The sequence below is a fragment of the Kribbella antiqua genome (assembly GCF_004345665.1).
Classification (GTDB): Bacteria; Actinomycetota; Actinomycetes; order Propionibacteriales; family Kribbellaceae; genus Kribbella; species Kribbella antiqua.
Genome location: NZ_SLWR01000008.1, coordinates 17,781 through 39,177, shown reverse-complemented (window position 1 = coordinate 39,177; position 21,397 = coordinate 17,781). Strand labels below are relative to the sequence as shown.

The following is a 21,397-nucleotide window of genomic DNA, read 5'->3' as shown; positions in this document are numbered from 1 at the left end:
GCGGGTCCGTGGTCCAGCTCTCATCCCGGCGAGACGTTCGTCACCCGGAAGTGCAGCCGGAGTCAGTCGTGGGGCTGCTGGAGAGGCGTCTGCTGCTGCAAGGACTGCTGCTGTTGTGGGAGGACCGGGTGGACCTCACCCTTGAGTGCCAGCTTGGCCAGGTGGTTGCGGGCCTCTTCGGCGTGCTTGAAGTCGCACAGGACGTCGTACGTCGTCGCCACCACCGCGGTGCGGGAGGTGAAGTCGCGGCGGCCGGCCGACTGCGCGTAGCTGAGGCCGCCGAACACCAGCCCGAAGAAGGCACCCAGCACCACACCGGTAAGCAGCGCCGCCAGCCAGTTGCCGGTGGTGAACAGCCCCAGCAGCAGGCCGACGAACAGGCCGAACCAGGCGCCGCTGGCCAGCCCGGCGGCGAGCGCCCGGCCCCAGGTGAGCCGGCCGGTGATCTTCTCCACCTGGCGCAGGTTGTTGCCGACGATGGTCGTGTGCTCGACCGGGAACTTCTCGTCCGACAGATAGTCGACCGCCCGCTGCGCCTCCCGGTACGTGTCGTACGTGCCGATGGTCAGGCCGCTCGGCCGGGGGTCCATCGAGGGCATGCCCTGCGTGGTCATCGTCGTTCCTCTCCGCGTGCTTCCACCCCATCATTGCCGATGCCTGGTTACCACGCCTTGATAGCCTCGCCGGTGATGACCGGGCGAAGGTGGGACTTGGGCGCGTCACGCGCCGTCGGACGGGTCTTCGCCCGCCGCGCTCCGGGCGACCCGCCCCCGATCGACCTGGTCGCCAGCGGCACGCTGGACGGCGCTCTGGTCGACTGGGCCTTTTACCGCGAGGGCCGCCGGGACACCAAGATCAGCTCCTACGTCGAGGCGCTGACGCGGGCCCGCAAGGGGCAGGGGTTCGTCTGGATCGGCCTGTTCCAGCCGAACGAGCGGCAGCTCGCCATCATCGGTCAGGAGTTCGGCCTGCACGCTCTCGCGGTGGAGGACGCCACCGAGGCCCACCAGCGCCCCAAGCTCGAGCGGTACGACGACACGTTGTTCGCCGTACTGAAGACGGTCAGGTACGTGCCGCACGGGGACCTGACGGCCACCAGCGAGGTGGTGGAATCGGGTGAGGTGATGGTGTTCTGCGGGCCTGGGTTCGTCGTCACTGTCCGCCATGGTGAGCACAGTGAGCTGACTGGTCTGCGGCAGGCACTGGAGCAGGAGCCGGCGCGGCTGGCGACCGGGCCGGGCGCCGTACTGCATGCGATCGCGGACCACGTCGTGGACCGGTACCTGGAGGTCGCGGACGCTGTACAGGCCGACATCGACGTGATCGAGAGCGAGATGTTCACGCCGCGCGGCTGGCGGAGCATCGACCGGGTCTACCAGCTCAAGCGCGAGGTGCTGGAGCTGAAGCGGGCAGTGGCGCCACTGACCGGGCCGATGCGGGCGCTGTCGACGCTGCGCCACCCGCTGATCGCCGACGAGACCAGGAACTACTTCCGCGACGTGGACGACCACCTGCTGCGCGTGAAGGAGCAGGTGATCTCGTTCGACGAGCTGCTCAGCTCGATCCTGCAGGCCGGGCTCGCACAGGTCCAGGTGGCCGAGAACGAGGACATGCGCCGGATCGCGGCCTACGTGGCGATCCTGGCAGTGCCGACGATGATCGCCGGCATTTATGGCATGAACTTCGACGACATGCCGGAGCTGCGGCTGAAGTACGCGTACTTCGTGGTCCTCGGCGTGATGGCGGCCGCCTGCACGGTGCTGTACCGGCTGTTCAAGCGCAACCACTGGCTTTGAGGCGGAGCTGGCAGCCTTGTGCCATGGCCGCGAGTACCACCGTTTTGGAATGTTCAAACGGTTGTGGACCAATTGTGACTCTTGATTCAATGCCGTCATCGCATTCGGTCAGCGGTCAAACACATTCAGCGACCGACGGCATCGGGGGATGTCGTGACAGTTGGTACCAGGGAGGGCCCGCCCAGTGCTCCGCATTCATTTCACGCCGCGTGATGTCGCACGCGTCACCGTCGCTACGAAGCCCGCACCGCTCTGGGAAGTGCTGCTCAGCCTGCACATGCTGCAGCACTCGGAAGGGCGATTGGTCTTCGAGGACTGGCGCCGCCACGTCGGGGCCAAGGTCGCTCCCGACCAGATGCGGCTGCTGCTGGAGCTGACTCCCGCCAAGGGCTACTCCCCCGACTTCCTCACCCCGGCCGAGGCCGAGCCGGACTTCGACAGCGCGCTGGAGCTGACGCTGGCCACTCCACGCCAGGAGATCCGCAGCCAACTCGACCTGCTCAGCAACCAGCGCCCGGCCTCACCGTGGACGCGGGAGCTGGCTCAAGGTGACCGTGCCTCGCTGCACAAGCTCGGCCGGGCGATCCGGACCTACCACGATGCGGCCATAGCGCCGTACTGGAAGTCGATCGGGACGCACATCTCCGCCGACCACGCGCACCGCGGTGAGACACTGTCGCGGCACGGCGTGGACCGGCTGTTGTCGTCGCTGCACCCGCGCGTGCGCTGGGTGCCGCCGGTGCTGCAGGTGCTGGACCTGAGGGACCGCGACTTCTACCTGGACGGGCGTGGGATCGAGCTGCAGCCGTCAGCGTTCTGCTGGCAGGCGCCGACAAAGCTGGCCGATCCGGAGCTGAAGCCGATCCTGGTGTACCCGATCCAGCACGCGCCGGGCATCCTGCGGCAGTCGTCGGCCGACGCGGCCCCGTCCAGCGACGCACTGGGCTCGCTGCTGGGCTCCACCCGTGCAGCCGCTCTGGAAGCCGCTGCCTCCGGCTGTACGACGACTGAGCTGGCGAAGCGCTGCAAGATCTCACCGGCCGCGGCCAGCCATCAGGCGACCGTCCTGCGGGAGGCCGGGCTCATCACCACTCGTCGCGCCGGCGCCTCGGTCCGCCATGAGATCACCCAGCTGGGTATCTGGCTGCTGTCCGGTCACGGTTCAGGTGCTACCAGGCAGCAGCCGTACTTGGCCTCATAGACCCCTGCCCCGCCGCACACTGTGGCCCGACTGGCACCGCCCCGCCCGTCGGCCACAGTGTGCCGGCCGGCCTAGAGCTTGTAGTCCTCCAGCAGCCGGCGGCCGATGATCATCCGCTGGATGTCCGCCGTACCCTCGCCGATCAGCAGCATCGGCGCCTCACGGTAAAGGCGCTCGATCTCGTACTCCTTGGAGAAGCCGTAGCCGCCGTGGATGCGGAACGAGTCCTCCACGACCTGGTGGCAGTACTCGCTGGCCAGATACTTCGCCACACCGGCCTCGAAGTCGTTGCGGGAGCCGGAGTCCTTCTTCCGCGCAGCCTTCACCATCAGCTCGTGCGCAGCCTCGACCTTCACCGCCATGTCGGCCAGCCGGAACAGCACCGCCTGATGGTCCGCGATCTTCTTCCCGAACGTCTCCCGCTGCTGCGCATAGGAAATGCCCAGCTCGAACGCCCGCCGCGCCACCCCGCACCCGCGCGCGGCCACGTTCACCCGGCCGACCTCGACACCGTCCATCATCTGGTAGAAACCCTTGCCCGGCACGCCGCCGAGGATCTGGCCCGCGTCGATCCGGTAACCGTCGAACACCAGCTCCGTCGTGTCGACGCCCTTGTAACCCATCTTCTCGATCTTGCCCGGCACACTCAGACCCTTGTCGACCTCGCCGAACCCGGGCTCCTTCTCCACCAGGAAAGTCGTCATGTTCTTGTAGACCGAGTCCGCGCCTTCATCGGTTTTGACCAGTACGGCGACCAGGTTGCTGGAGCCGCCGTTGGTCAGCCACATCTTCTGGCCGTTGATGACGTAGGCGTCGCCGTCCTTTGTTGCCTTCGTTTTGATCGCGGCGACGTCGGATCCGCAGCCGGGCTCCGACATCGAGAACGCGCCACGCACCTCGCCGGTCGCCATCCGTGGCAGGTACTTCTGCTTCTGCTCGTCGGTGCCGTGCTGCAGGAGCATGTAGGCGACGATGAAGTGCGTGTTGATGATGCCGGACACGCTCATCCAGCCGCGGGCGATCTCCTCGACACACAGCGCGTAGGTGAGCAGCGACTCGCCCAGACCGCCGTACTCCTCGGGGATCATCAGGCCGAACAGGCCGAGTTCCTTCAGGCCCTCGACGATCTCGGTCGGGTACTCGTCGCGATGCTCCAACTCGGTCGCGACCGGCAGGATCTCCGACTCGACGAACGCGCGGACCGTCTTCAGGATCTCCTCCTGGATATCGGTCAGCCCCTCGGTCTGCTGCAACCTGCTCATCGTCCGGCTCCTTGGGTCGAGATGCCTTACCCGCGAGTATCGCGGTTCTCAGCATCCCCGCACGAGGGGGACACCCGCTGTGACACCGACCACCTGGCGGAGGTCGCGTGCCTCACTCCCCTGAGTCGGGGCGGGGCAGGACCTGACTGATGGCGGCGAACATGCCGGAGATCTGCGGGGTGCTCTGCCAGCGGTGGTTCTGCTGTGCCTCGGCGAGCCGCTTGCGAGCGTCGTAGAAGTTCTCGGCCGCGGACTCGGTGTCGCCCTCGGACAGGGCCTGGGCCGCCTGGTCCAGGTCGCGGGCAGCTTCACGGGGAGCTCGGCTGCCTTTGCGATCGCCTCCGGTCTGCCGGACGAGCTGGGCCAGCACCTGCAGCGTCTGCGGGCTGACCAGCTGCGAGGCCTGACTGGTCTTCGTCGGTGTCGGGGACGACTTCTTGGGCGTCTTCGACGGCGTGGGAGTGGGCTTGGGCTTGGGCGTCGCGGTCACCTTGGCAACCGGTGCGGACGGCGTACCTCCCGCTTGGGCGGGCGGCTCGTTCGACACGCTCTCCCGGAGCAGGAGGCCACCGATGACGGCGGCCAGCACCACTGCCATCGCCACGATCACCTTCGCGAACGGGAACCCCTTCCGCTCAGCTCGGTGTGTGCCGGTCTGCTCGGCAGGCTCCTCTTCTTCCCAGTTCCCAACGGCCATTGGGACTGCAGCCGGTACGAAGGGCAGCACCTGCGTGCTGTTGTCGACCGACGGCTCGATCAGCTGGGCGGAGACCTCGGCGGCCGAGGACGGGCGATCCTGAGGGTTCTTGGCCAGCAGCTGCAGCACCAGGCCGGACAGCGCGGGGCCTACGTCGGCACGCTGGATCGGCTGCGGTACGGCGTCCAGGTGCTGGCGCATGACCGACTCAGTAGTCGGGCCCGTGAAAGGCGGAGCGCCTGTGAGCAGTTCGTAGAGGACACAGCCGAAGGAGTACCAGTCGCTGGCCGGGGTGGCGGCCTCGCCGCGGACCTGCTCCGGTGAGACGTAGGACGCCGTACCCAGGAGGACTCCGACGGCGGTGGCTTCTGTGTCGACGCCCTTGGCGATGCCGAAGTCAGTGATCTTGACTGTCCCGTCCGGGGCGAGCAGCAGATTGCCGGGCTTCACGTCGCGGTGGATGATGCCGGCCGCGTGTGCAGCCTCCAGACCGCGGGCGCTCTGAGTGGCGATGTCGGCGACCAGGGTGGCGCTCGGCAGGCCGGAGCTGCGCATCAGCTGCTGGAGGTCCGGGCCCTTCACGAGCTCCATCACCAGGAACACGTGCTCGCCCTCGGCGCCCACGTCGTACGTCGCGACCACGTTCGGGTGCATCAGCCGAGCGGCGGACTGAGCTTCGGCCCGGAACCGCTCGACCGCGTCGAGCGTGTCGCCCTCGATCCGGCGGAGCAGCTTCACCGCCACCTGCCGGGCGAGCACGGTGTCCTCGGCCTGCCACACCTCACCCGCGCCACCCCGACCCAGCAGGGTCAACAGCCGGTAGCGACCTGCGAGTAACTCGCCGTTCACACCTCACACCTTCCGCTTGGACCGGCCCACCCTAGGCAATCCAGGCGTTTGAGAGCGAGTTCCTGCCCAAATACTTGGCAAACCTCTGCACAGCGCGATCGGAGTACTACGGTGAGCGCATGAAGCGACCAATCACCGCCCTGATGGTGGCCACCCTGCTCATCACACCCCTGACCACAACCACCGCGTCTGCCGCACCCGTCCGGCCGGTTGTGCGGTGCGAGTTCACGCCGACGCCGGAGAACCCGGCGGCGAAGCCGGTGCGGATCCCGTCGCCGGTCGCCCGCGCCAAAGGCACGGTCGACGTGTACTTCGTCACCAACTACGGCCCGTTCGTCGTACGGATGGACCGTTCGAACGCACCCTGTGGTGTGCACAACTTCGTGCACCTGGTGAAGAGCCGGTTCTACGACTTCACTCAGTGCTTCCGGCTGACGAACTCCGCCCGGCTGGGCGTGCTCCAGTGCGGTGACATCTACCGGCAGGAGGAGGGTGGCCCGGGGTACAAGTTCCCCGACGAGGTCACGGGCAAGGAGACCTATCCGCGCGGGACGGTTGCTTACGGCAACCAAGGGCCGGGCACCAACGGCAGCGAGTTCTTCGTCGTCCACTCGCATGCCAACATCGCGCCGAACTACACCGTGCTCGGCCAGGTCATCGCCGGGATGTCCACCTTCGACCGGATGGTCGCCGCCGGCATCGCCGACCCGGACCAGGACGGCCCGCCGGCGAAGCCCATCCACATCTACAAGGTCTGGGTGCACTGAGGCTCGGGCTCGGGGGAGGGTAATTCGGGCCTGCCGGCGCTAGCTTGAGGGTGTGGGTACACGCGGACGGCCCCGGCATCCCGACGTACTGACGCCGGCCGAGTGGCAGGTGGTCGACATGGTGCGGCACGGGATGCCGAACCGGGTGATCGCGCAGCGGCGCGGGGTCAGCGTCGACGCGGTCAAGTTCCACGTCGCCAACGCGTTGCTGAAGCTCGGCCTGGAACGCCGGGCCGAGCTGCGGACCTGGCGTGGTGTGCCCGCGGACAGCTTGCTCAGACGACAGGGAGGTCCGGCGATGGCAGTACAGCTCGGGGTGATCGGTCAGATCGCCCGGTCGGTCAGCGACATCCAGACCGCGGTGGACTTCTACGGCAAGGTCCTCGGCCTGCCGCATCTCTACACCTTCGGGGATCTGGCGTTCTTCGACTGCGGCGGGACGCGACTGTTCCTGAGCGCCCTGGAGGAGTCCGCCGGCGGCGATCCGTCCTGCCTGTACTTCAAGGTCGACGACATCAACGTCGCGTACGACGAACTCCGCGGGCGGGGCGTGGAGTTCGAGAACGCGCCACACCTGATCCACAAGCATGACGACGGGGTCGAGGAATGGATGGCGTTCTTCCCCGACCCCGATGGTCATCTGCTCGCGATCATGGCGCAGGTGCCGCCACCCGAGTAGTCAGCCGGCGGCTGCGCAGTCAGCCGAGGCAGCTCAGTCAGCTGGCAGCTGCTCATTCAGCCGGCGGCTGCCAGACGTCCGTACGGGTCATGCCGGCGGCGCGGCCCTTGGCGGAGATGACGAGGGCCATCTTGCGGGAGGCCTCGTCGATCATCTCGTCGCCGAGCATCACCGCGCCGCGGGCGCCGCCGGCCGCGGACGTGTAGTGGTCGTAGGCGTCGAGGATGTTCTCGGAGTGGTCGTAGTCCTCCTGGCGCGGCGAGTACACCTCGTTCGCCGCGGCGATCTGGTCCGGGTGCAGCACCCACTTGCCGTCGAAGCCGAGCGCCGCCGACCGGCCGGCGACGCGGCGGAAGCCGTCGACGTCCTTGATCTGCAGGTACGGCCCGTCGATCGCCTGCTTGCCGTGCGCCCGGGCCGCCATCAGGATCTGCATCAAGATGTAGTGGTAGGCGTCGCCGACGTCGTACCCGGGCGGCTGCTCGCCGACCACCAGGGACTTCATGTTGATCGATGCCATGAAGTCGGCCGGGCCGAAGATGATCGTCTCCACCCGCGGCGAGGCGGTGGCGATCGCGTTCACGTTGGTCAGGCCGAGCGCGTTCTCGATCTGCGCCTCGATGCCGATCCGGCCGGGCTCCAGCCCGTGCACCTTCTCCAGTTGGCTGAGCAGCAGGTCGAGCGCGACGACCTGCTCGGCGGTCTGCACCTTCGGCAGCATGATGCAGTCGAGGTTGGCGCCCGCGCCGGAGACCACCTCGATCACGTCGGCGTAGGTCCACTCGGTGGTCCAGTCGTTCACCCGGACGACCCGGAGCTTGGTGCCCCAGCCGCCCTCGTTCAGCGCGGCGACGATGTTCTTGCGCGCGTCCACCTTGGCGATCGGGGCGACCGAGTCCTCCAGGTCGAGGAACACCTGGTCCGCGTCGAGCCCCTTCGCCTTCGCCAGGAACCGCGGGTTCGACCCCGGGGTAGCCAGACAAGACCGCCTGCTCCGCAAGACCTGCTCCGCCATCACGTGTGTCCTTTCGGGTTACCGGCCGGTCACTCGGCAGAGTACGGCGAAACCCTCCACCCCCCGGTGACCCGGCTCACTTCCCTACCAAGTGTGTCCGGATTCACCACCTTGAGCGCCCACCGACCATTTCGGTGCCGCGGACATGGTCGGTGGCTTCTCAAGGTCGGTCGTCAGCGGGCGGTGAGGCCGTAGGCGCGGGTGCACGTACCCGCTTCCAGGCTGGTGCACAGGCCGGGATCCGTGCGCTGGGTGTGACAGTCTTGGAGCCGTGACCACCAACGACGCTGCGGATGCTGCCGACGGGATCGCCGGTGTCATGAAGAAGGCCGGACTGGTCTGGCTGTCGTGGAACGGCGGTCGGCCCGCTCCGGCCTGGTTCGCGACAGTTGACGGCAAGTACGTCGTACTCGCGGATGCGGCTGACAGTGCAGAGCAGCCACTGCCCGGTCTGGCCACTGCTGGTGCTGCGGAGGTCGTCGTACCGGCCAAACCTGCGACCAACCGGCTGGCGAGCTGGAAGGCGACCGTACGGCGGCTGGAGCCGGACAGCGAGGAGTGGACGGCCGCAGCCCAGGTACTGCGGACTGAGCGGCTCAACGCGGCCGGACTGGACACGCAGCTCGAGCGGTGGAAGTCAGAGGCGGACCTGCTCGTGCTGGAGCCCACTGGGGAGATCACCGAGGCAGCCGGCCGGTACGACGCGACTCCGCGGGCCGAAGCGCCGATCCCGACCAAAGCCACCACACGAGGCAAGCCGCCCATCACTCTGCACCGCCCGATCCGCCGCCGTAAGCGCCTGAGCTGAGTGCCTGCCTACCGTTAGTGCGCTGGCGGGTTAGCCTTCGAGCATGAGCGGATCACCGTCGCGCGTCTATGTGGCCCGGCTGGCTGGTCTCCCGGTGTATGACCCGAACGGGGATCAGGTCGGCAAGGTCCGTGACGTCGTGGTGATGCTCCGGCAGGACACCCAGCCACCGCGGGTGCTCGGGCTGGTCGTGGAGGTGTTCACTCGGCGGCGGATCTTCCTCCCGATGACCAGAGTGACGTCTGTGGACGCCGGGCACGTGATCACTACCGGCCTGGTGAACATGCGCCGCTTCGAGCAGCGGGCCACCGAGGTACTGGTGCTCGGCGAGATGCTGGATCGCACTGTCACCATCCGGGAGACAGGTGCGACCGCAGTGGTGTTCGACATGGCTATGGAGCAGTGGCGGACGCGGGACTGGGTGCTGTCGAAGGTGGCAGTCCGTGAGGGCGCCAAGCGGTTCCGCCGGCGTGGGCAGTCGCATGTGCTCGACTGGGTCGACGTGAGCGGCTTCGCCCAGCAGGAGGAGGGACAGGGCGCTGCACACCTGCTGGCTGCGTTCGAGTCGATGAAGCCCGCCGACCTGGCCGGCGTACTGCATGACCTGTCGCCCAAGCGGCGTAAGGAGATCGCTGCTGGGCTGGCCGACGAGCGACTGGCCGACGTACTGGAGGAGCTGCCTGAGGACGACCAGGTGGAGATCCTGGCCGCTCTCGACACCGAGCGCGCGGCTGACGTGCTCGAGGAGATGTCACCGGACGACGCGGCCGACCTGATCGCCGAGCTGCCTACTGAGACGGCCGAGCGGCTGCTGACGCTGATGGAGCCGGACGAGGCTGAGGACGTACGGCGCCTGCTGACGTACGAGGAGCGGACTGCCGGTGGACTGATGACGTCCGAGCCGGTGATCCTGCCGGCCGACGCCACCGTGGCTGATGCGCTCGCTCATGTCCGCAACGCTGAGCTGAGTCCTGCGCTGGCCGCGATGATCTATGTCTGCCGACCGCCGCTGGAGACTCCGACCGGTCGGTTCATCGGTGTCGGCCACATCCAGCGGCTGCTGCGAGAGCCGCCATCGGAGCTGGTGTCCGCCGTACTGGACACGGACCTGGACGGGCTGCGGCCGGACGACGGACTGCAGGCCGTGAGCAAGTACCTGGCCACCTACAACCTGGTGGCCGCACCGGTGCTCGACGACGAGGGCCGGCTGCTCGGTGCGGTGACGGTGGACGACGTGCTCGACCACCTGCTCCCCGAAGACTGGCGCGAATCCGAACAGCAGGAGGTGGATCGCGATGCCCCGTGACGACCGAAGCTCCGACGACCGCCGCCTTCGCAGTACCACCGATCCGCGCCGGCTGCTCCGCAGTACCGCCGCCCGGCTGGACATCCCGCGGGATCTGCGCCGGACGTTCGTACTGCGGCCGACGTACGACGCGGATGCGTTCGGGCGGCTGTCCGAGCGGATCGCCCGGTTCCTAGGGACTGGGAAGTTCCTGGTCTACATGACCGCGACGATCCTGTTCTGGGTCGGCTGGAACATTTTCGCGCCGGCGCACCTGCGGTTCGACGAGTACCCGTTCATCTTCCTGACCCTGGCGCTCAGCCTGCAGGCGTCGTACGCCGCTCCTCTCATCCTGCTGGCGCAGAACCGGCAGGAGGCCCGCGACCGGGTCCAGTACGAGCGCGACCGCGACGTCGACGCCCGGTCCCGCGCCGACATGGAGTTCCTGGCCCGCGAGATGGCCTCGCTCCGGATGGCCGTCGGCGAGGTCGCCACCCGCGACTTCCTCCGCTCCGAACTGCGGTCGCTGCTGGCCGATCTGGATCGTGAAGACGACCGGGTTTGAGAGGGCGTGTGCAGAGTCCCCACACGCCCTCTGAAGCCTTTTGCGCCGAGCTACTCTCGCTAGCAGAGGTGAGTGCTCATGAAGAGTCGGTTCAAGCCGGACCGCGGGCTGACCAGCCGGATGGTGGTCACGAGCTTCCTGCTGGGCTTGCTGTACGTCGGCTTCGTCGCGCTGCTGATCGCGTTGACGAAGAGCGCCGTACTGGCCGTCGTGATTGCCGGCGGCATGCTGTTCGCGCAGTACTGGTTCTCTGACCGGATCGCGCTCTACGCCATGCGCGGCCGCATCGTGAGTCCGGAAGAGGCGCCACAGCTCCACGGTGTGATCGACCGGCTCTGCGCGCTGGCCGACATGCCCAAACCCAGGGTCGCGATCGCCGACGTCGACCTGCCCAACGCGTTCGCGACCGGGCGTAACCCCGACAAGGCGGTCGTCTGCGTGACGACCGGGATCCTCCGCCGGCTGGACACCGACGAGCTCGAAGGGGTGCTCGCGCACGAGCTGTCCCACGTCGCCCACCGCGATGTCGCCGTGATGACCATCGCGTCGTTCCTCGGCGTCCTCGCCGGACTGATCACCCGCTTCGGCCTGTACGGCGGCCTGGGCGGCGGCCGCGGCCGGGATCAGAACACCGCGGTGATCGTGCTGACGATCGTCCTGGTGTCGGCTGCCGTCTACGCGATCTCGTTCCTGCTGACGCGGGCACTGTCCCGGTATCGGGAACTCGCCGCGGACCGGGCCGGCGCGATGCTGACCGGGCGACCATCGGCGTTGGCGTCGGCGCTGACCAAGATCAGTGGGGACATCGCGCGAATACCGTCGCGCGACCTGCGGCAGGCGGAGGCGTTCAACGCCTTCTTCTTCGCGCCGGCCATCTCGGGCAAGGGCGTCTCGCTCTCATCGCTCTTCTCAACCCACCCGCCGCTGGAGAAGCGACTCGACCGCCTCGGTGTGCTCTCCCGCGAGCTGGGCGAGCAAGCTTAGACGCATGGGCCTTCTCGACATCTTGCTCGGGCGGAGCAAAGCCGTCCCGCCGAACCTCGATCAGCTCTTCTCGCTGCCGTCGGCCGCGATCACCTTGGAGACAGCCGCGGGCTACCGCGCAACCGGCAGCGGCTCGGTCTGCTTCAAGGCGGCCGAAGGCGGCGGCTTCTCGGCACTGCGCGAGGAGGTCGACCAGCTGCTGGCGCTCGACAACGGCAAATTCACCAGTACGACGGACAGCTACGGCTTCACCTGGCTGGTCCGGGACAACACCGACCTCGAGGAGCTGGTGACCGACCTGCATGCGGTCAACACCTCGCTCGTCGACCACGGCTTCGGCTCCGCCTTGCTCTGCACACTGGTGGCCTTCAGCAATGGCAGCAAGTCCCTCGGGCTCATCTATCTGTACAAGCGTGGCAGCTGGTACCCCTTCGTCCCCGCAGGCCCCGAACGCCGTGACAACGCGACAGAGCTCCAGATCAAGTCGATCATCGGCTCCGACCTGCGCTTCGAGCCGGACCTGAGCCGCTGGTTCCCGGTGTACGGCGCCCCGGGGCTGTGATCAGCCAGGCAAACGGAGCCTGATGCCGCTTGATTCTGCGACGCCGGAATCGAGGTATGCGTTGGCGCTACGCAGATCGGCGTCAGCAGCCTCGTAGCTACTCCAGTCGATCAATGCCGTCCAGCGCTGAGCGAAGTCCAGCACTGAGACCAGGGTCTGACCGTCACCAGCGCCATTGCTGACTCCGACAAGACCCGCCAGGTAGTTGTTGCGGTAAACCGTCGGGATGACGATCCGCACCTGCCCAGCCGTAGCCAGTTCAGCGTTCGCAAACAGCCGGGCAATCCGGCCGTTACCGTCGTCGAAGGGATGAACCTCGGTCAGGAGCAGCATGACCGCAACAGCACGCTGGAAGGGATCGGTCACGGCCGCAATCGCGTCGAAGCCTCGCAACAGGGTGCCCCGCACCATCTCTGGCGCGACGAAGGCGTATCCACCGGCGTAGTTCGGTAGCAGCTTGAACTGACCCGGACGTTTGTCATCGCGGGTGGCCATCAGAGTCGAGTGTCTCTCGACCAACAACTCCAGCAGATGGTCGCCTGAGACCGGGGCCGTCTGTGAGAGAACCGGATCCGAGGCGATCCGGTACGTCGCGGCAACATCATGTGCGTCCTGCGGCCTGGCCACCGGCACCTCGCCGTCGATGGCGATCCGGCGAGCCTCTTCCACGCCGAACTGCGTGCCCTCGATGAAGTTCGAGAAGTAGGACTCGAAGAAGGCCAACCACTCCCAGCGACCCTCGCCACCGACGGCAGGCCTGGGCACCGGCGGGACAGTCTGCAGGTAGCCGACCAGACGTTCGAGCAGATGCAGGCGGTGTTCGTCGTACGGCTCGCCGGCCAACCGGGCCGCGAGCCGCGACGATGTCAGCGGCGCGTTCGCGGTCGTGCCGAGCAAGGCCGCCAGCCGCGAGCGGACGTCCTCGACGTGACGCGTTCCGAAGTGCCCCGAGATGACATCCAACTGGGCAAGCAGACGGCTGACGCGGCCGGCACCGCCGACCCGGGCCTCCTCATCCATCCGGTCCTCCACCATGCGGAGTCCGGCGTACCTGGCGGGCTTGCCTTCACGCGGCCGGCCACGGGTCACAGCATTCTCGATCAACCCTCGCGCCGGTCCTGACAGCGATAGACCTTCGGGCATCGGCATGTCGCCCGGCAAGGCGCCAGGTCCAACCCGGACCGACAGAGTGAGCCCCGGCAGTGACAGGTCAGCCGTGCGCGGTGGCTCGGGATGACAGAGGAACAACCAGCCCTCGACCGGTTCGCCTCCGCTCAGCGCCGATCGGTCGCAGATCACCGCACCAGGCCACGTGTGAGCCGCCACCGCGAACCGGTGATGATAAGCGACCTTCTCGGGCGGCAGCGTCGCATCGATGGCATACAGACCGGGCGCGAGCCGGATCGCTCGTCCTGACTTGTGCATCCGGGACAGCGACGCACGATTGGTCGAGGTGACAAACTGGAGGCGGCCGGCAGGGTGCGGCGCGCTGTGAGCAACATTCATCGCGGAACTCCGGGGCTCCTCATCACCTGTAGTCAACATCTACAGAGTAAATATAGAGCCCGAGCAACAAATTCCCAATAATTACTTCTTCCTCAAGCACTCACTCCTGTCGACCTTGGGCTGGGTAAGGCCTGCCTTCCTGGAGGTAGGTCACACGGACCGTGGTCGGCGGTGTCTTCGGGAGCACGTAGCCTTGGGGTATGGCTCCCACTGCTGATCAGGTGACCACAGCGCTCGGTGGTGTGCTGGATCCGGAGATCAAGAAGCCGATCACGGACCTGGGCATGGTCGAGTCCGTCGTCGTACGCGAAGACGGCGTGGTCGCCGTACGGATTCTGCTGACCGTCGCGGGCTGCCCGATGAAGGACACCCTGCGGCGCGACACCACGGCCGCGGTCAGCAAGCTGGACGGCGTCACCGGGGTCGAGATCGACCTCGGCGTGATGTCGGCCGAGCAGCGGGCTGCCCTGCAGACGCAGTTGCGCGGCGGCGTGGCGGAGAAGGAGATCCCGTTCTCGCGGCCGGACTCGCTGACCAAGGTGTTCGCGATCGCGTCCGGCAAGGGCGGTGTGGGCAAGTCGTCGGTGACGGTGAACCTCGCGGTCGCGATGGCGCGGCAGGGATTGTCGGTCGGCGTACTGGACGCGGACATCTACGGGCACTCGGTGCCGGCCATGTTCGGCGTCGCGGACCAGCGGCCGACCGCGGTGGACGACATGATCATGCCGGTGCCCGCGCACGGCGTGAAGGTGATCTCGATCGGCATGCTGAAGCCGAAGCGGGACCAGGTGGTCGCCTGGCGCGGCCCGATCCTGGACCGCGCGCTGGTGCAGATGCTGGCGGACGTGTACTGGGGCGACCTCGACGTACTGCTGCTCGACCTGCCGCCCGGCACCGGTGACATCGCGATCTCGGTCGGCCAGCGGCTGACCAGCGCCGAGGTGATCGTGGTGACGACTCCGCAGGAGGCCGCCGCCGAGGTGGCCGAGCGGGCCGGGACGATGGCGCAGATGGTGCACCAGCGGGTGGCCGGCGTGGTCGAGAACATGTCCTTCCTGCCGTGCCCGCACTGCGGTCCGGAGCACCGGATCGAGATCTTCGGCAGCGGCGGCGGTGCGCGCGTGGCGGAGACGCTGTCGGCGCGGCTCGGTTACAAGATCCCGCTGCTGGGCGAGGTCCCGCTGGACGAGCGCCTCCGCAGCGGCGGCGACCTCGGTACGCCGCTGATCATGACGGACCCGGACACTCCTGCCGCGCAGGTCCTCGACAAGATCGCGGCGAAGCTCGGCGGCCGCCCCCGCGGCCTCCTCGGCCGTCAACTCGGTCTCTCCCCCGTCGGCCGGTAAACCGGCTGAAGGTGGCCGTCAGCTGGTGTTGACTTGGCAGGGTGCCGATTCCTCCTGAGCATCCGGTCCTGACCGACGGCGTGGTGACGCTGCGCGCCCCACGGCCCGACGACGTACCAGGTCAGCTCGAGCGCCATCGCGAGGATCCGGACCGCAGGTTCGACGCCGACGACGCGCGCCGCTGGATCACCTACGGAATCCACGAAGCCTGGAAGATCGGGACGCGACTCGTCTTCGTGATCGAATACCAGGGTCAGTACGCCGGAACCGTCGGCCTCGAGCCGGATCCGCACGGCAACGCCTCCATCCACTACGGCCTGGCCTCCCGCGCCCGTGGCGCGGGCGTCGCCTCACGCGCGGTCCGGTTGGCGCTCGACTTCGGGTTCGGCGAGTGCGGTTTCCATGTCGTGCACTGGTGGGCGCGTGTCGGCAACTGGCCGTCGAGACGGGTGGCATGGGCTACCGGCTTCCGGATGGGCGAAGCCATTCCCGGCTTCGGCGAGGAACATGGCCGCCGGGTCGACGCCTGGACCGGCTGGATCGGGCCGGACGACGAGCGGAAGCCGCGGCGGCCGTGGTTCGACCATCCGGTGCTGGAGACTCCGCGGCTCCGGCTACGGACCTGGCGGGACGACGAGATCTCGCGGATCACGACCGCCCGGACCAATCAGGCGACCGCGCACTTCCTGCCGTTCATCCCGCAGCCGTTCACGGCCGAGGACGCCCGCTTCTGGCTGAAGGACATGGCCGAGCAGGCGGCCGCCGGCCACCGCTACAACTGGTGCCTCGCCGACGCCGAGACGGACCTCGGCCTCGGCAACCTCACCCTCTTCAACCTCGGGTACGGCGAAGCGGGCGAACTCGGCTACTGGGTCCACCCGGATGCGCAGGGCCGCGGCCTGATGACGGAAGCCATCCGCCGCGTCGCCGACTGGTTCTTCTCGCCCGACGGGTACGGCGGCCACCGCCTGCTCATCCGCACCGCCGCCACCAACCAAGCCGCCCGCCGAGTCGCCGAATCAGCCGGCTTCCAACACGCCGGCACCGAACGCGAAGCCTTCCCCCTGGCCACCCACCTGGACGCCCGAGTCACCTACGACCTACTCCCCACCGACCTAACCCCCTGAGCCCCCAGCCGGGCGCAGGCACTCGTCGGCTCCCACCCGCCCGACCAACAAGTTCGCGGACTCGTGCTGCGAGTCAGCTGGGAGGGTTTCCTGGGATAGCGCCAGAAACCCTCCCAAGTCATGCGCAAAAGCCTCCAGCAATCGCGCAGGGCCAAGTCCGCACCTCCACCCGCAGCACAGCTGCGGTCAGGTGGAGTCGGCGGCACCGACCACCAGCCACGCGCATCGACCTGCGGCTTGGCTGGGGTTAGGTGGATTCTGGGTCGAAGGGGGCTCGCTGGCCGGCGGGGAGGCGTTCGGGGGTGGAGTCCATGAAGTCGGGGTCGGTGACGGGCTTGTCGTCGTAGTCGTCGGTGCCCTCGAGCAGGTGTTTGCGGACGAAGTTCCGCGGGTTGAGGTCCTGCAGTTCGAGGTCGGCGAACTCCGGGCCGAGCTCGTTGCGCAGGTCGTTCTGCGCGTTGCTGACCATCTGACGGACCTGGCGCAGCAGCCGGCCCGCCGTACGGGCGAACTCTGGCAACCGGTCCGGACCGAAGACGAGCACGGCGACGATCGCGATCACCACCAGCTCGAGTGGCCCGATGCCGAACATGTCCCCACCTTTCCTCGTTCGGCGACCAGGGTAGCCCGCCGGTGGTCAGCCCGCCTGCCGGGTCAGCCATTCCTGGACGCCCGCCGGCCGGCGAGCCTTCCGTCGTACTGCGTCTGCCGCCGAGGCGGCGGTAGTGCTGGGTGGCGGCGGTGGTGCTTGGTGCCGCTGGGTGGCGGCGGTGGTGCTTGGTGCCGCCGGGTGGTGGCGTACTGCGTTAGCCGATTTGCTGGCCGAGGGTGAGGGTTACCTCGCGGGAGCGGCCGCCGCGTTCGTAGGCGAGGCGGACATGCTCGCCGGGCTGGTGGGTGCGGATGGCGACGATCAGCGCCTCCGCGGAGTCCACCTGCTGGCTGTCGATCGAGGTGATCACGTCGCCGATCCGGATCCCCGCGCGCGCCGCCGGCGAGCCGGTGGTCACCTTGCTGACCCGGGCGCCGCCCTCGAACTGCATGTCCACCTCGGCACCGATCACCGGGTACGACGCTTTGCCGGTCGCGATCAGCTGCTGCGCCGTACGCCGGGCCTGGTCGATCGGGATCGCGAACCCGAGGCCGATGTTGCCGCTCTGGCCTTCCTCGCTGCCGCGGACGGTCGCGATCGCGGAGTTCACGCCGATCACGCGGGCGTTCATGTCGACCAGTGGGCCGCCGGAGTTGCCCGGGTTGATCGCGGCGTCGGTCTGCAGCGCGTTGATGAACGACGTCTCGCCCTCGCCGCCGGCGATGACCGGGCGGTTCTTGGCCGACACGATGCCGGAGGTGACGGTGCCGGCAAGGCCGAGCGGCGAACCGATCGCGACCACGTCCTGGCCGACGACCGCCAGGTCCGAGCGCCCGAACTGCACCGCGGGCGCGTCCAGACCGACCACCTGTACGACGGCCAGGTCGTACACCGGGGAGCGGCCGACCAGCCGTGCGGTCGCAGTCTTGCCCTTCTGGGTGACGACCTGGATCGAACCGCCGGTCGCCGCCGCGGACACGACGTGGTTGTTGGTCAGGATGTGGCCGGAGGTGTCGATGACGAAGCCGGAACCGGTCGCGTTCGAGTTGTCGGCGCCTTCGACCTTCAGCTGTACGACGCTCGGCAGCAGAGTCGCGGCGACGGCGGAAACCGAGCCACTGCGGATCCGCGGGTCGGTGCCGTTGCCGATCGGTGGGCCGGATGGTTCGGCGACCGGGTTGTCGTCGTGCAGGGCTACGACGCCGACGGCCGCGCCGACGCCGGCGAGCAGGCCGACGATCAGGGCGACAGCCGCTGCGATGGCGATGATGCGGTTGGACTTCGGCGGCGGGGCCGGGGTGTACGCGCGGGCCTGCTGCTGGTGCCAGTCGAGCGGCGGGGGCGGGGTGTAGCTCGGCTGGTACGCCGGGCGCTGGGTCGGCCAGGCTTGTCCTTGGTACACCGGCCGGAACCCAGGGTCCTCCGGCTTCCCGAAGCTCCGCTGACTGGTCGACCTCCCACCCGTCTGCTGCCGGTACGCCGCGTCACTCCCCGGCGTAGGCAGAGGCGCCGCACCCGCTCCCACCGCAGGCGGCACCAACGCCGTCAACGGCGAAGAACCGGCGCCTACGGCGCCGGGAGAGGAGTCTGCGCCGGGGGCGCTGGGAGAGGAGGGAGCGTCGAGCGTGCCGCCCGGGCTGGAGGAGGTGGTGCCGGGGGCACCCAGGGGGTCCGTCGAGCTGGCTGGGCCAGCGCCCAGTGCGTCAGCGGAGGGGGCGAGGGGGTTGGGGCTTGTGGGGTCAGCGTTGGTGGGGGGCGGGGAGCCGGGGGCCGTGGGCAGAGGGGTGGTGGGTTCTGCCTGGGGGGTCGGTACTGTCGGCTCGGCGTCGTCGCTGGTCACGGTGCCCGCCTCACGTCGTCGTCGTGGTCGTCGGTCGGCAGCCCGTCACGGGTCCCGGGAGGCACTGCCACCTTTGATTATCCCAGCTTCGAGGACAGCGCACCCATCGGAGTGAGCCACGTCGCGATTTTGGCCAGCCCGGCGCCCATCCGCTGGATCGCGGTGAGCTTGACCGGGATGTCGTGCGGGAACGAGCCGACCACCTGCCCGAGCATGTCCGGCGGCAGGTCGCCGATCAGCGTGTAGACGATCCCGCCGGACGACCAGACGACGTACGACGGCATCCCGTACCGCAGGTAGACACCCGGCGTCTGGGTGGTGGTGAACCCGGCGACAGCGGCCGGGTCCAGCGCACCACGCTGTTCGAACAGTGAGACGTTGAACAACCCGTCGGAGTACGAGAACTGCAGCGACCCGTTGGTGGTGTCCTGGTGGACGTCGTACAGCTTCAGCGACGCGGGCAGCTGCGGACTGCAGACCCAGCCTTCCGAGCGGAGGTTGTCGACCTTGCCCAGGCCGAGCGACTCGACTGCGCTCGGTGTCGTCGGCGGGAGGTGACCGATGAACTCCGAGTCCTCGATCTCCAGCTCGGTGAAGACTGTCGCCCGGACCATCGTCTTGCCGTCGGCGCTGAACAGCTGCCGCTGCAGCAGCAGACCGGTCGCCTTGTCGATCCAGAACCGCGCCGCCAGCGTCTGGTCGTCCCGGAGCGCCTCGACGAGTACGGCGGCCCGCCCGATGGTGTCCGTGCAGCACTTGTAGACGAGCTGGTACGTCGCCCGCAGCAGCGCCAGCGGCCCACCGTCCACAGAGTCACCAGAATGCGCAGCCCGCTGCACAAACGACTTAGCGCCTGGTGAGGACGACGAGCCGACCACGCTGATCTCCGACCCCTGTGAAGCCGCGTGGACGATGTCGAGCATGGCCGAGCTGGCGCCCTGCGGTCCCCAGGCGGTGATGATCTGCGTGCCGTGGTACGAGATCCGGTCCGGCGCGGCGGCGGCCTTCTGCAGCCAGCTGATCGCCGACGGCGAGTCCTCGTTCTGGACCGCGAAATGCTGGGCCGCGAAGGCAGGCGTGGGCATGCCGAAGCCGATCAGTGCTGTGCTGACCAGTACGGCGAGCCGGGAGAGGCTCACGCGTCAGCGTCCCGTCAGGGCCACCGGCTGCAGCGTCGGGCCCAGCCCGGCGTACCCAGCCCCGTTGAAGGAGTTCAGCAGCGCGACCGGGTCGCTGAACGGCGCTCCGCTCGTCGTACTGGCGTGGTCGGACGAGAAGCTCGCCACCGGCGGCTGCAGCACCGGCGGCTGCTCCTGCCGCGACGGGTCGCCCACGACGAAGGCAGTGCCGAGCAGTGACGCAACGGCCGCAGCGGAACCAGCCGCACCCAGTACGCCGGTACGACGGCGCGATCGAGTGGTCCGGGGAGCACCAGGCCGGCTGGCACCGGTCCGCCCGGCTGGGAACGCGGATCGCTGTGGGAAGAGCGAGACGGCCGGTGTGAGCACCGGGCGGATCTCTTCACGCGGCTCCGGCGAGAACGACGAGACGCCCATCAGACGCTGCATCAGGTCACTGGAAGGCTCCTGCGGCTCCAGAGCGGCCATCCGGGCCTTCAGGCGACGCTGGGCGTCCACCTCGGCCCGGCATGAGTCGCAACCGACCAGGTGGCTCAGCACCTTGTCCCGGGAGTCGTGGTCCAGCTCGCCGTCGACGACGGCGCTGAGCTTGTCCATGGGGTGCTGCAGCGTCACCGGAAGTCACCACCCAACGCTCCGTCGACCGGCGGACCACCGACCCTGGTCTGGCCACTCCGTGGCGCGCGGTGCTCGAGGTGCTTGCGCAGCATCGACCGGCCCCGGTGGATCCGGCTCCGGACGGTCCCGAGCTTCACATCCAGTACGTCGGCGATCTCGTCGTACGTCATGCCCTCGATGTCGCAGAGGACCACGGCGGCGCGGAAGTCCTCGGGGAGCGCGTCGAGCGCGTCCTGCACGTCATGGTCGAACTGGTCGGAGTCCAGCTTCTCGGCCGGGCCCTCGCCCTTGGCCGGCAGCCGGTCGTGCGCGTCCTCGGGCAGGCCGTCGAACCGGATCCGCTGCCGGCGGCGGGCGCCGTCCAGGAACAGGTTGGTGGTGATCCGGTACAGCCAGCCCTCGAAGGTGCCGGGCGTGTACGACGACAGCGAGCGGAAGACCCGGACGAAGACCTCCTGGGTCAGATCCTCGGCGTCGTGCTTGTTGCCGGTCAGCCGGTACGCGAGCCGGTAGACGCGGGCGGAATGGGTACGGACGATCTCGTCCCAGGACGGCAGCGGGTCCGGCACCGGCTGCAGGGCAGGCGCCATGGAGATGTCGGCCGGCTTCACGGCAACGCCTCCCTGGGTCCTCTCGGCAATGAGCGTGAAGGCCATGGTGCCGCGGTCACCGTCCTCTGCGCACGTCGGGAACACCCGGGTTCTACCCTGAGTTGCTCGTACGACGGCTCAACGCGGCGCCCCGACCTGAAGTTCCCGG

21 protein-coding genes are annotated in these 21,397 nt (G+C 68.3%); 11 read left to right on the top strand and 10 right to left on the bottom strand.

From position 1 onward, the window contains the following. Positions 1–62: 62 nt before the first annotated feature. A complete protein-coding gene (locus EV646_RS22485) occupies positions 63–614 on the bottom strand; it encodes a YflT domain-containing protein (protein ID WP_132151680.1) in 552 nt (183 codons plus the stop codon). A gap of 75 nt (positions 615–689) precedes the next feature. Here EV646_RS22485 and EV646_RS22480 point away from each other — a divergent pair, with 75 nt between their 5' ends. Together EV646_RS22480 and EV646_RS22475 are read left to right on the top strand one after the other, a co-directional pair. After that, positions 690–1,796, top strand: a complete 1,107-nt coding sequence (locus tag EV646_RS22480) for a magnesium and cobalt transport protein CorA (RefSeq protein WP_132151678.1) — start codon at positions 690–692, stop codon at positions 1,794–1,796. A 184-nt stretch (positions 1,797–1,980) separates the two neighbouring features. Beyond that, positions 1,981–2,997, top strand: a complete 1,017-nt coding sequence (locus EV646_RS22475) for a helix-turn-helix domain-containing protein (RefSeq protein ID WP_132151676.1) — start codon at positions 1,981–1,983, stop codon at positions 2,995–2,997. A 71-nt stretch (positions 2,998–3,068) separates the two neighbouring features. On the opposite strand, the gene EV646_RS22470 is transcribed toward EV646_RS22475, so the two are convergent. Next, positions 3,069–4,259: an acyl-CoA dehydrogenase family protein gene (locus tag EV646_RS22470; protein WP_132151674.1), complete on the bottom strand. Its 1,191-nt coding sequence runs from the start codon at positions 4,257–4,259 to the stop codon at positions 3,069–3,071. A 112-nt stretch (positions 4,260–4,371) separates the two neighbouring features. After that, the gene (locus EV646_RS22465) at positions 4,372–5,805 is read right to left on the bottom strand and encodes a serine/threonine-protein kinase (protein WP_132151672.1); all 1,434 of its coding nucleotides are present in this window, start codon (positions 5,803–5,805) and stop codon (positions 4,372–4,374) included. A 119-nt stretch (positions 5,806–5,924) separates the two neighbouring features. Here EV646_RS22465 and EV646_RS22460 point away from each other — a divergent pair, with 119 nt between their 5' ends. Continuing rightward, entirely contained in the window at positions 5,925–6,572 is a 648-nt protein-coding gene (locus EV646_RS22460) for a peptidylprolyl isomerase (protein ID WP_132151670.1), read from the top strand. Between the two features lie 52 nt (positions 6,573–6,624). Then, the gene (locus EV646_RS22455; RefSeq protein ID WP_132151668.1) at positions 6,625–7,251 is read left to right on the top strand and encodes a VOC family protein; all 627 of its coding nucleotides are present in this window, start codon (positions 6,625–6,627) and stop codon (positions 7,249–7,251) included. 52 nt (positions 7,252–7,303) lie between these two features. On the opposite strand, the gene EV646_RS22450 is transcribed toward EV646_RS22455, so the two are convergent. Then, positions 7,304–8,266, bottom strand: coding sequence for an HpcH/HpaI aldolase/citrate lyase family protein (locus EV646_RS22450; RefSeq protein WP_132151667.1), 963 nt, complete (start codon positions 8,264–8,266; stop codon positions 7,304–7,306). A 271-nt stretch (positions 8,267–8,537) separates the two neighbouring features. On the opposite strand from EV646_RS22450, the gene EV646_RS22445 reads away from it, so the two are divergent. The 5 genes from EV646_RS22445 to pspAB all read left to right on the top strand — a co-directional run bounded on the left by EV646_RS22445 (position 8,538) and on the right by pspAB (position 12,470). Beyond that, entirely contained in the window at positions 8,538–9,074 is a 537-nt protein-coding gene (locus EV646_RS22445) for a hypothetical protein (protein WP_132151665.1), read from the top strand. A gap of 43 nt (positions 9,075–9,117) precedes the next feature. Beyond that, positions 9,118–10,380, top strand: a complete 1,263-nt coding sequence (locus EV646_RS22440) for a magnesium transporter MgtE N-terminal domain-containing protein (RefSeq protein WP_132151663.1) — start codon at positions 9,118–9,120, stop codon at positions 10,378–10,380. Continuing rightward, positions 10,370–10,924, top strand: a complete 555-nt coding sequence (locus EV646_RS22435; RefSeq protein WP_132151661.1) for a DUF1003 domain-containing protein — start codon at positions 10,370–10,372, stop codon at positions 10,922–10,924. The genes EV646_RS22440 and EV646_RS22435 overlap by 11 nt, the downstream gene beginning before the upstream one ends. Positions 10,925–11,002: 78 nt before the next feature. Further along, positions 11,003–11,908, top strand: a complete 906-nt coding sequence (htpX, locus tag EV646_RS22430) for a zinc metalloprotease HtpX (RefSeq protein ID WP_132151659.1) — start codon at positions 11,003–11,005, stop codon at positions 11,906–11,908. A 4-nt stretch (positions 11,909–11,912) separates the two neighbouring features. Continuing rightward, the gene (pspAB, locus tag EV646_RS22425; protein ID WP_132151657.1) at positions 11,913–12,470 is read left to right on the top strand and encodes a PspA-associated protein PspAB; all 558 of its coding nucleotides are present in this window, start codon (positions 11,913–11,915) and stop codon (positions 12,468–12,470) included. Here pspAB and EV646_RS22420 read toward each other — a convergent pair whose 3' ends face one another. Further along, positions 12,471–13,976 carry a Fic family protein gene (locus tag EV646_RS22420; RefSeq protein WP_158291000.1) on the bottom strand — a complete coding sequence of 502 codons (1,506 nt, stop codon included), beginning with the start codon at positions 13,974–13,976 and terminating at the stop codon, positions 12,471–12,473. Between the two features lie 200 nt (positions 13,977–14,176). Between EV646_RS22420 and EV646_RS22415 the strand changes: the two genes are divergently transcribed. Next, a complete protein-coding gene (locus tag EV646_RS22415) occupies positions 14,177–15,322 on the top strand; it encodes an Mrp/NBP35 family ATP-binding protein (RefSeq protein WP_132151653.1) in 1,146 nt (381 codons plus the stop codon). A gap of 41 nt (positions 15,323–15,363) precedes the next feature. Continuing rightward, positions 15,364–16,449 carry a GNAT family N-acetyltransferase gene (locus EV646_RS22410; RefSeq protein WP_241996254.1) on the top strand — a complete coding sequence of 362 codons (1,086 nt, stop codon included), beginning with the start codon at positions 15,364–15,366 and terminating at the stop codon, positions 16,447–16,449. A gap of 247 nt (positions 16,450–16,696) precedes the next feature. On the opposite strand, the gene EV646_RS22405 is transcribed toward EV646_RS22410, so the two are convergent. The 5 genes from EV646_RS22405 to sigE form a co-directional block, all read right to left on the bottom strand. After that, positions 16,697–17,041 carry a sec-independent translocase gene (locus tag EV646_RS22405; RefSeq protein ID WP_132151651.1) on the bottom strand — a complete coding sequence of 115 codons (345 nt, stop codon included), beginning with the start codon at positions 17,039–17,041 and terminating at the stop codon, positions 16,697–16,699. Between the two features lie 214 nt (positions 17,042–17,255). After that, a complete protein-coding gene (locus tag EV646_RS22400; protein WP_241996253.1) occupies positions 17,256–18,443 on the bottom strand; it encodes a S1C family serine protease in 1,188 nt (395 codons plus the stop codon). Between the two features lie 515 nt (positions 18,444–18,958). After that, on the bottom strand, positions 18,959–20,020 hold the full coding sequence (locus EV646_RS22395; protein WP_132151649.1) for a sigma-E factor regulatory protein RseB domain-containing protein: 1,062 nt from the start codon (positions 20,018–20,020) through the stop codon (positions 18,959–18,961). A gap of 3 nt (positions 20,021–20,023) precedes the next feature. Then, positions 20,024–20,635 carry an anti-sigma factor family protein gene (locus EV646_RS22390; RefSeq protein WP_132151647.1) on the bottom strand — a complete coding sequence of 204 codons (612 nt, stop codon included), beginning with the start codon at positions 20,633–20,635 and terminating at the stop codon, positions 20,024–20,026. Continuing rightward, positions 20,632–21,228, bottom strand: coding sequence for an RNA polymerase sigma factor SigE (gene sigE, locus EV646_RS22385; protein WP_132152369.1), 597 nt, complete (start codon positions 21,226–21,228; stop codon positions 20,632–20,634). The genes EV646_RS22390 and sigE overlap by 4 nt, the downstream gene beginning before the upstream one ends. Positions 21,229–21,397 lie beyond the last annotated feature (169 nt).

Excerpts from the sequence above, each read along its gene's own strand:
- EV646_RS22485 (WP_132151680.1), bottom strand. The coding sequence starts at position 614 with ATGACCACGCAGGGCATGCCCTCGATGGACCCCCGGCCGAGCGGCCTG.
- EV646_RS22480 (WP_132151678.1), top strand. The coding sequence starts at position 690 with ATGACCGGGCGAAGGTGGGACTTGGGCGCGTCACGCGCCGTCGGACGG.
- EV646_RS22470 (WP_132151674.1), bottom strand. The coding sequence starts at position 4,259 with ATGAGCAGGTTGCAGCAGACCGAGGGGCTGACCGATATCCAGGAGGAG.
- EV646_RS22460 (WP_132151670.1), top strand. The coding sequence starts at position 5,925 with ATGAAGCGACCAATCACCGCCCTGATGGTGGCCACCCTGCTCATCACA.
- EV646_RS22450 (WP_132151667.1), bottom strand. The coding sequence starts at position 8,266 with ATGGCGGAGCAGGTCTTGCGGAGCAGGCGGTCTTGTCTGGCTACCCCG.
- EV646_RS22440 (WP_132151663.1), top strand. The coding sequence starts at position 9,118 with ATGAGCGGATCACCGTCGCGCGTCTATGTGGCCCGGCTGGCTGGTCTC.
- EV646_RS22435 (WP_132151661.1), top strand. The coding sequence starts at position 10,370 with ATGCCCCGTGACGACCGAAGCTCCGACGACCGCCGCCTTCGCAGTACC.
- htpX (WP_132151659.1), top strand. The coding sequence starts at position 11,003 with ATGAAGAGTCGGTTCAAGCCGGACCGCGGGCTGACCAGCCGGATGGTG.
- pspAB (WP_132151657.1), top strand. The coding sequence starts at position 11,913 with ATGGGCCTTCTCGACATCTTGCTCGGGCGGAGCAAAGCCGTCCCGCCG.
- EV646_RS22420 (WP_158291000.1), bottom strand. The coding sequence starts at position 13,976 with ATGAATGTTGCTCACAGCGCGCCGCACCCTGCCGGCCGCCTCCAGTTT.
- EV646_RS22415 (WP_132151653.1), top strand. The coding sequence starts at position 14,177 with ATGGCTCCCACTGCTGATCAGGTGACCACAGCGCTCGGTGGTGTGCTG.
- EV646_RS22405 (WP_132151651.1), bottom strand. The coding sequence starts at position 17,041 with ATGTTCGGCATCGGGCCACTCGAGCTGGTGGTGATCGCGATCGTCGCC.
- sigE (WP_132152369.1), bottom strand. The coding sequence starts at position 21,228 with ATGGCGCCTGCCCTGCAGCCGGTGCCGGACCCGCTGCCGTCCTGGGAC.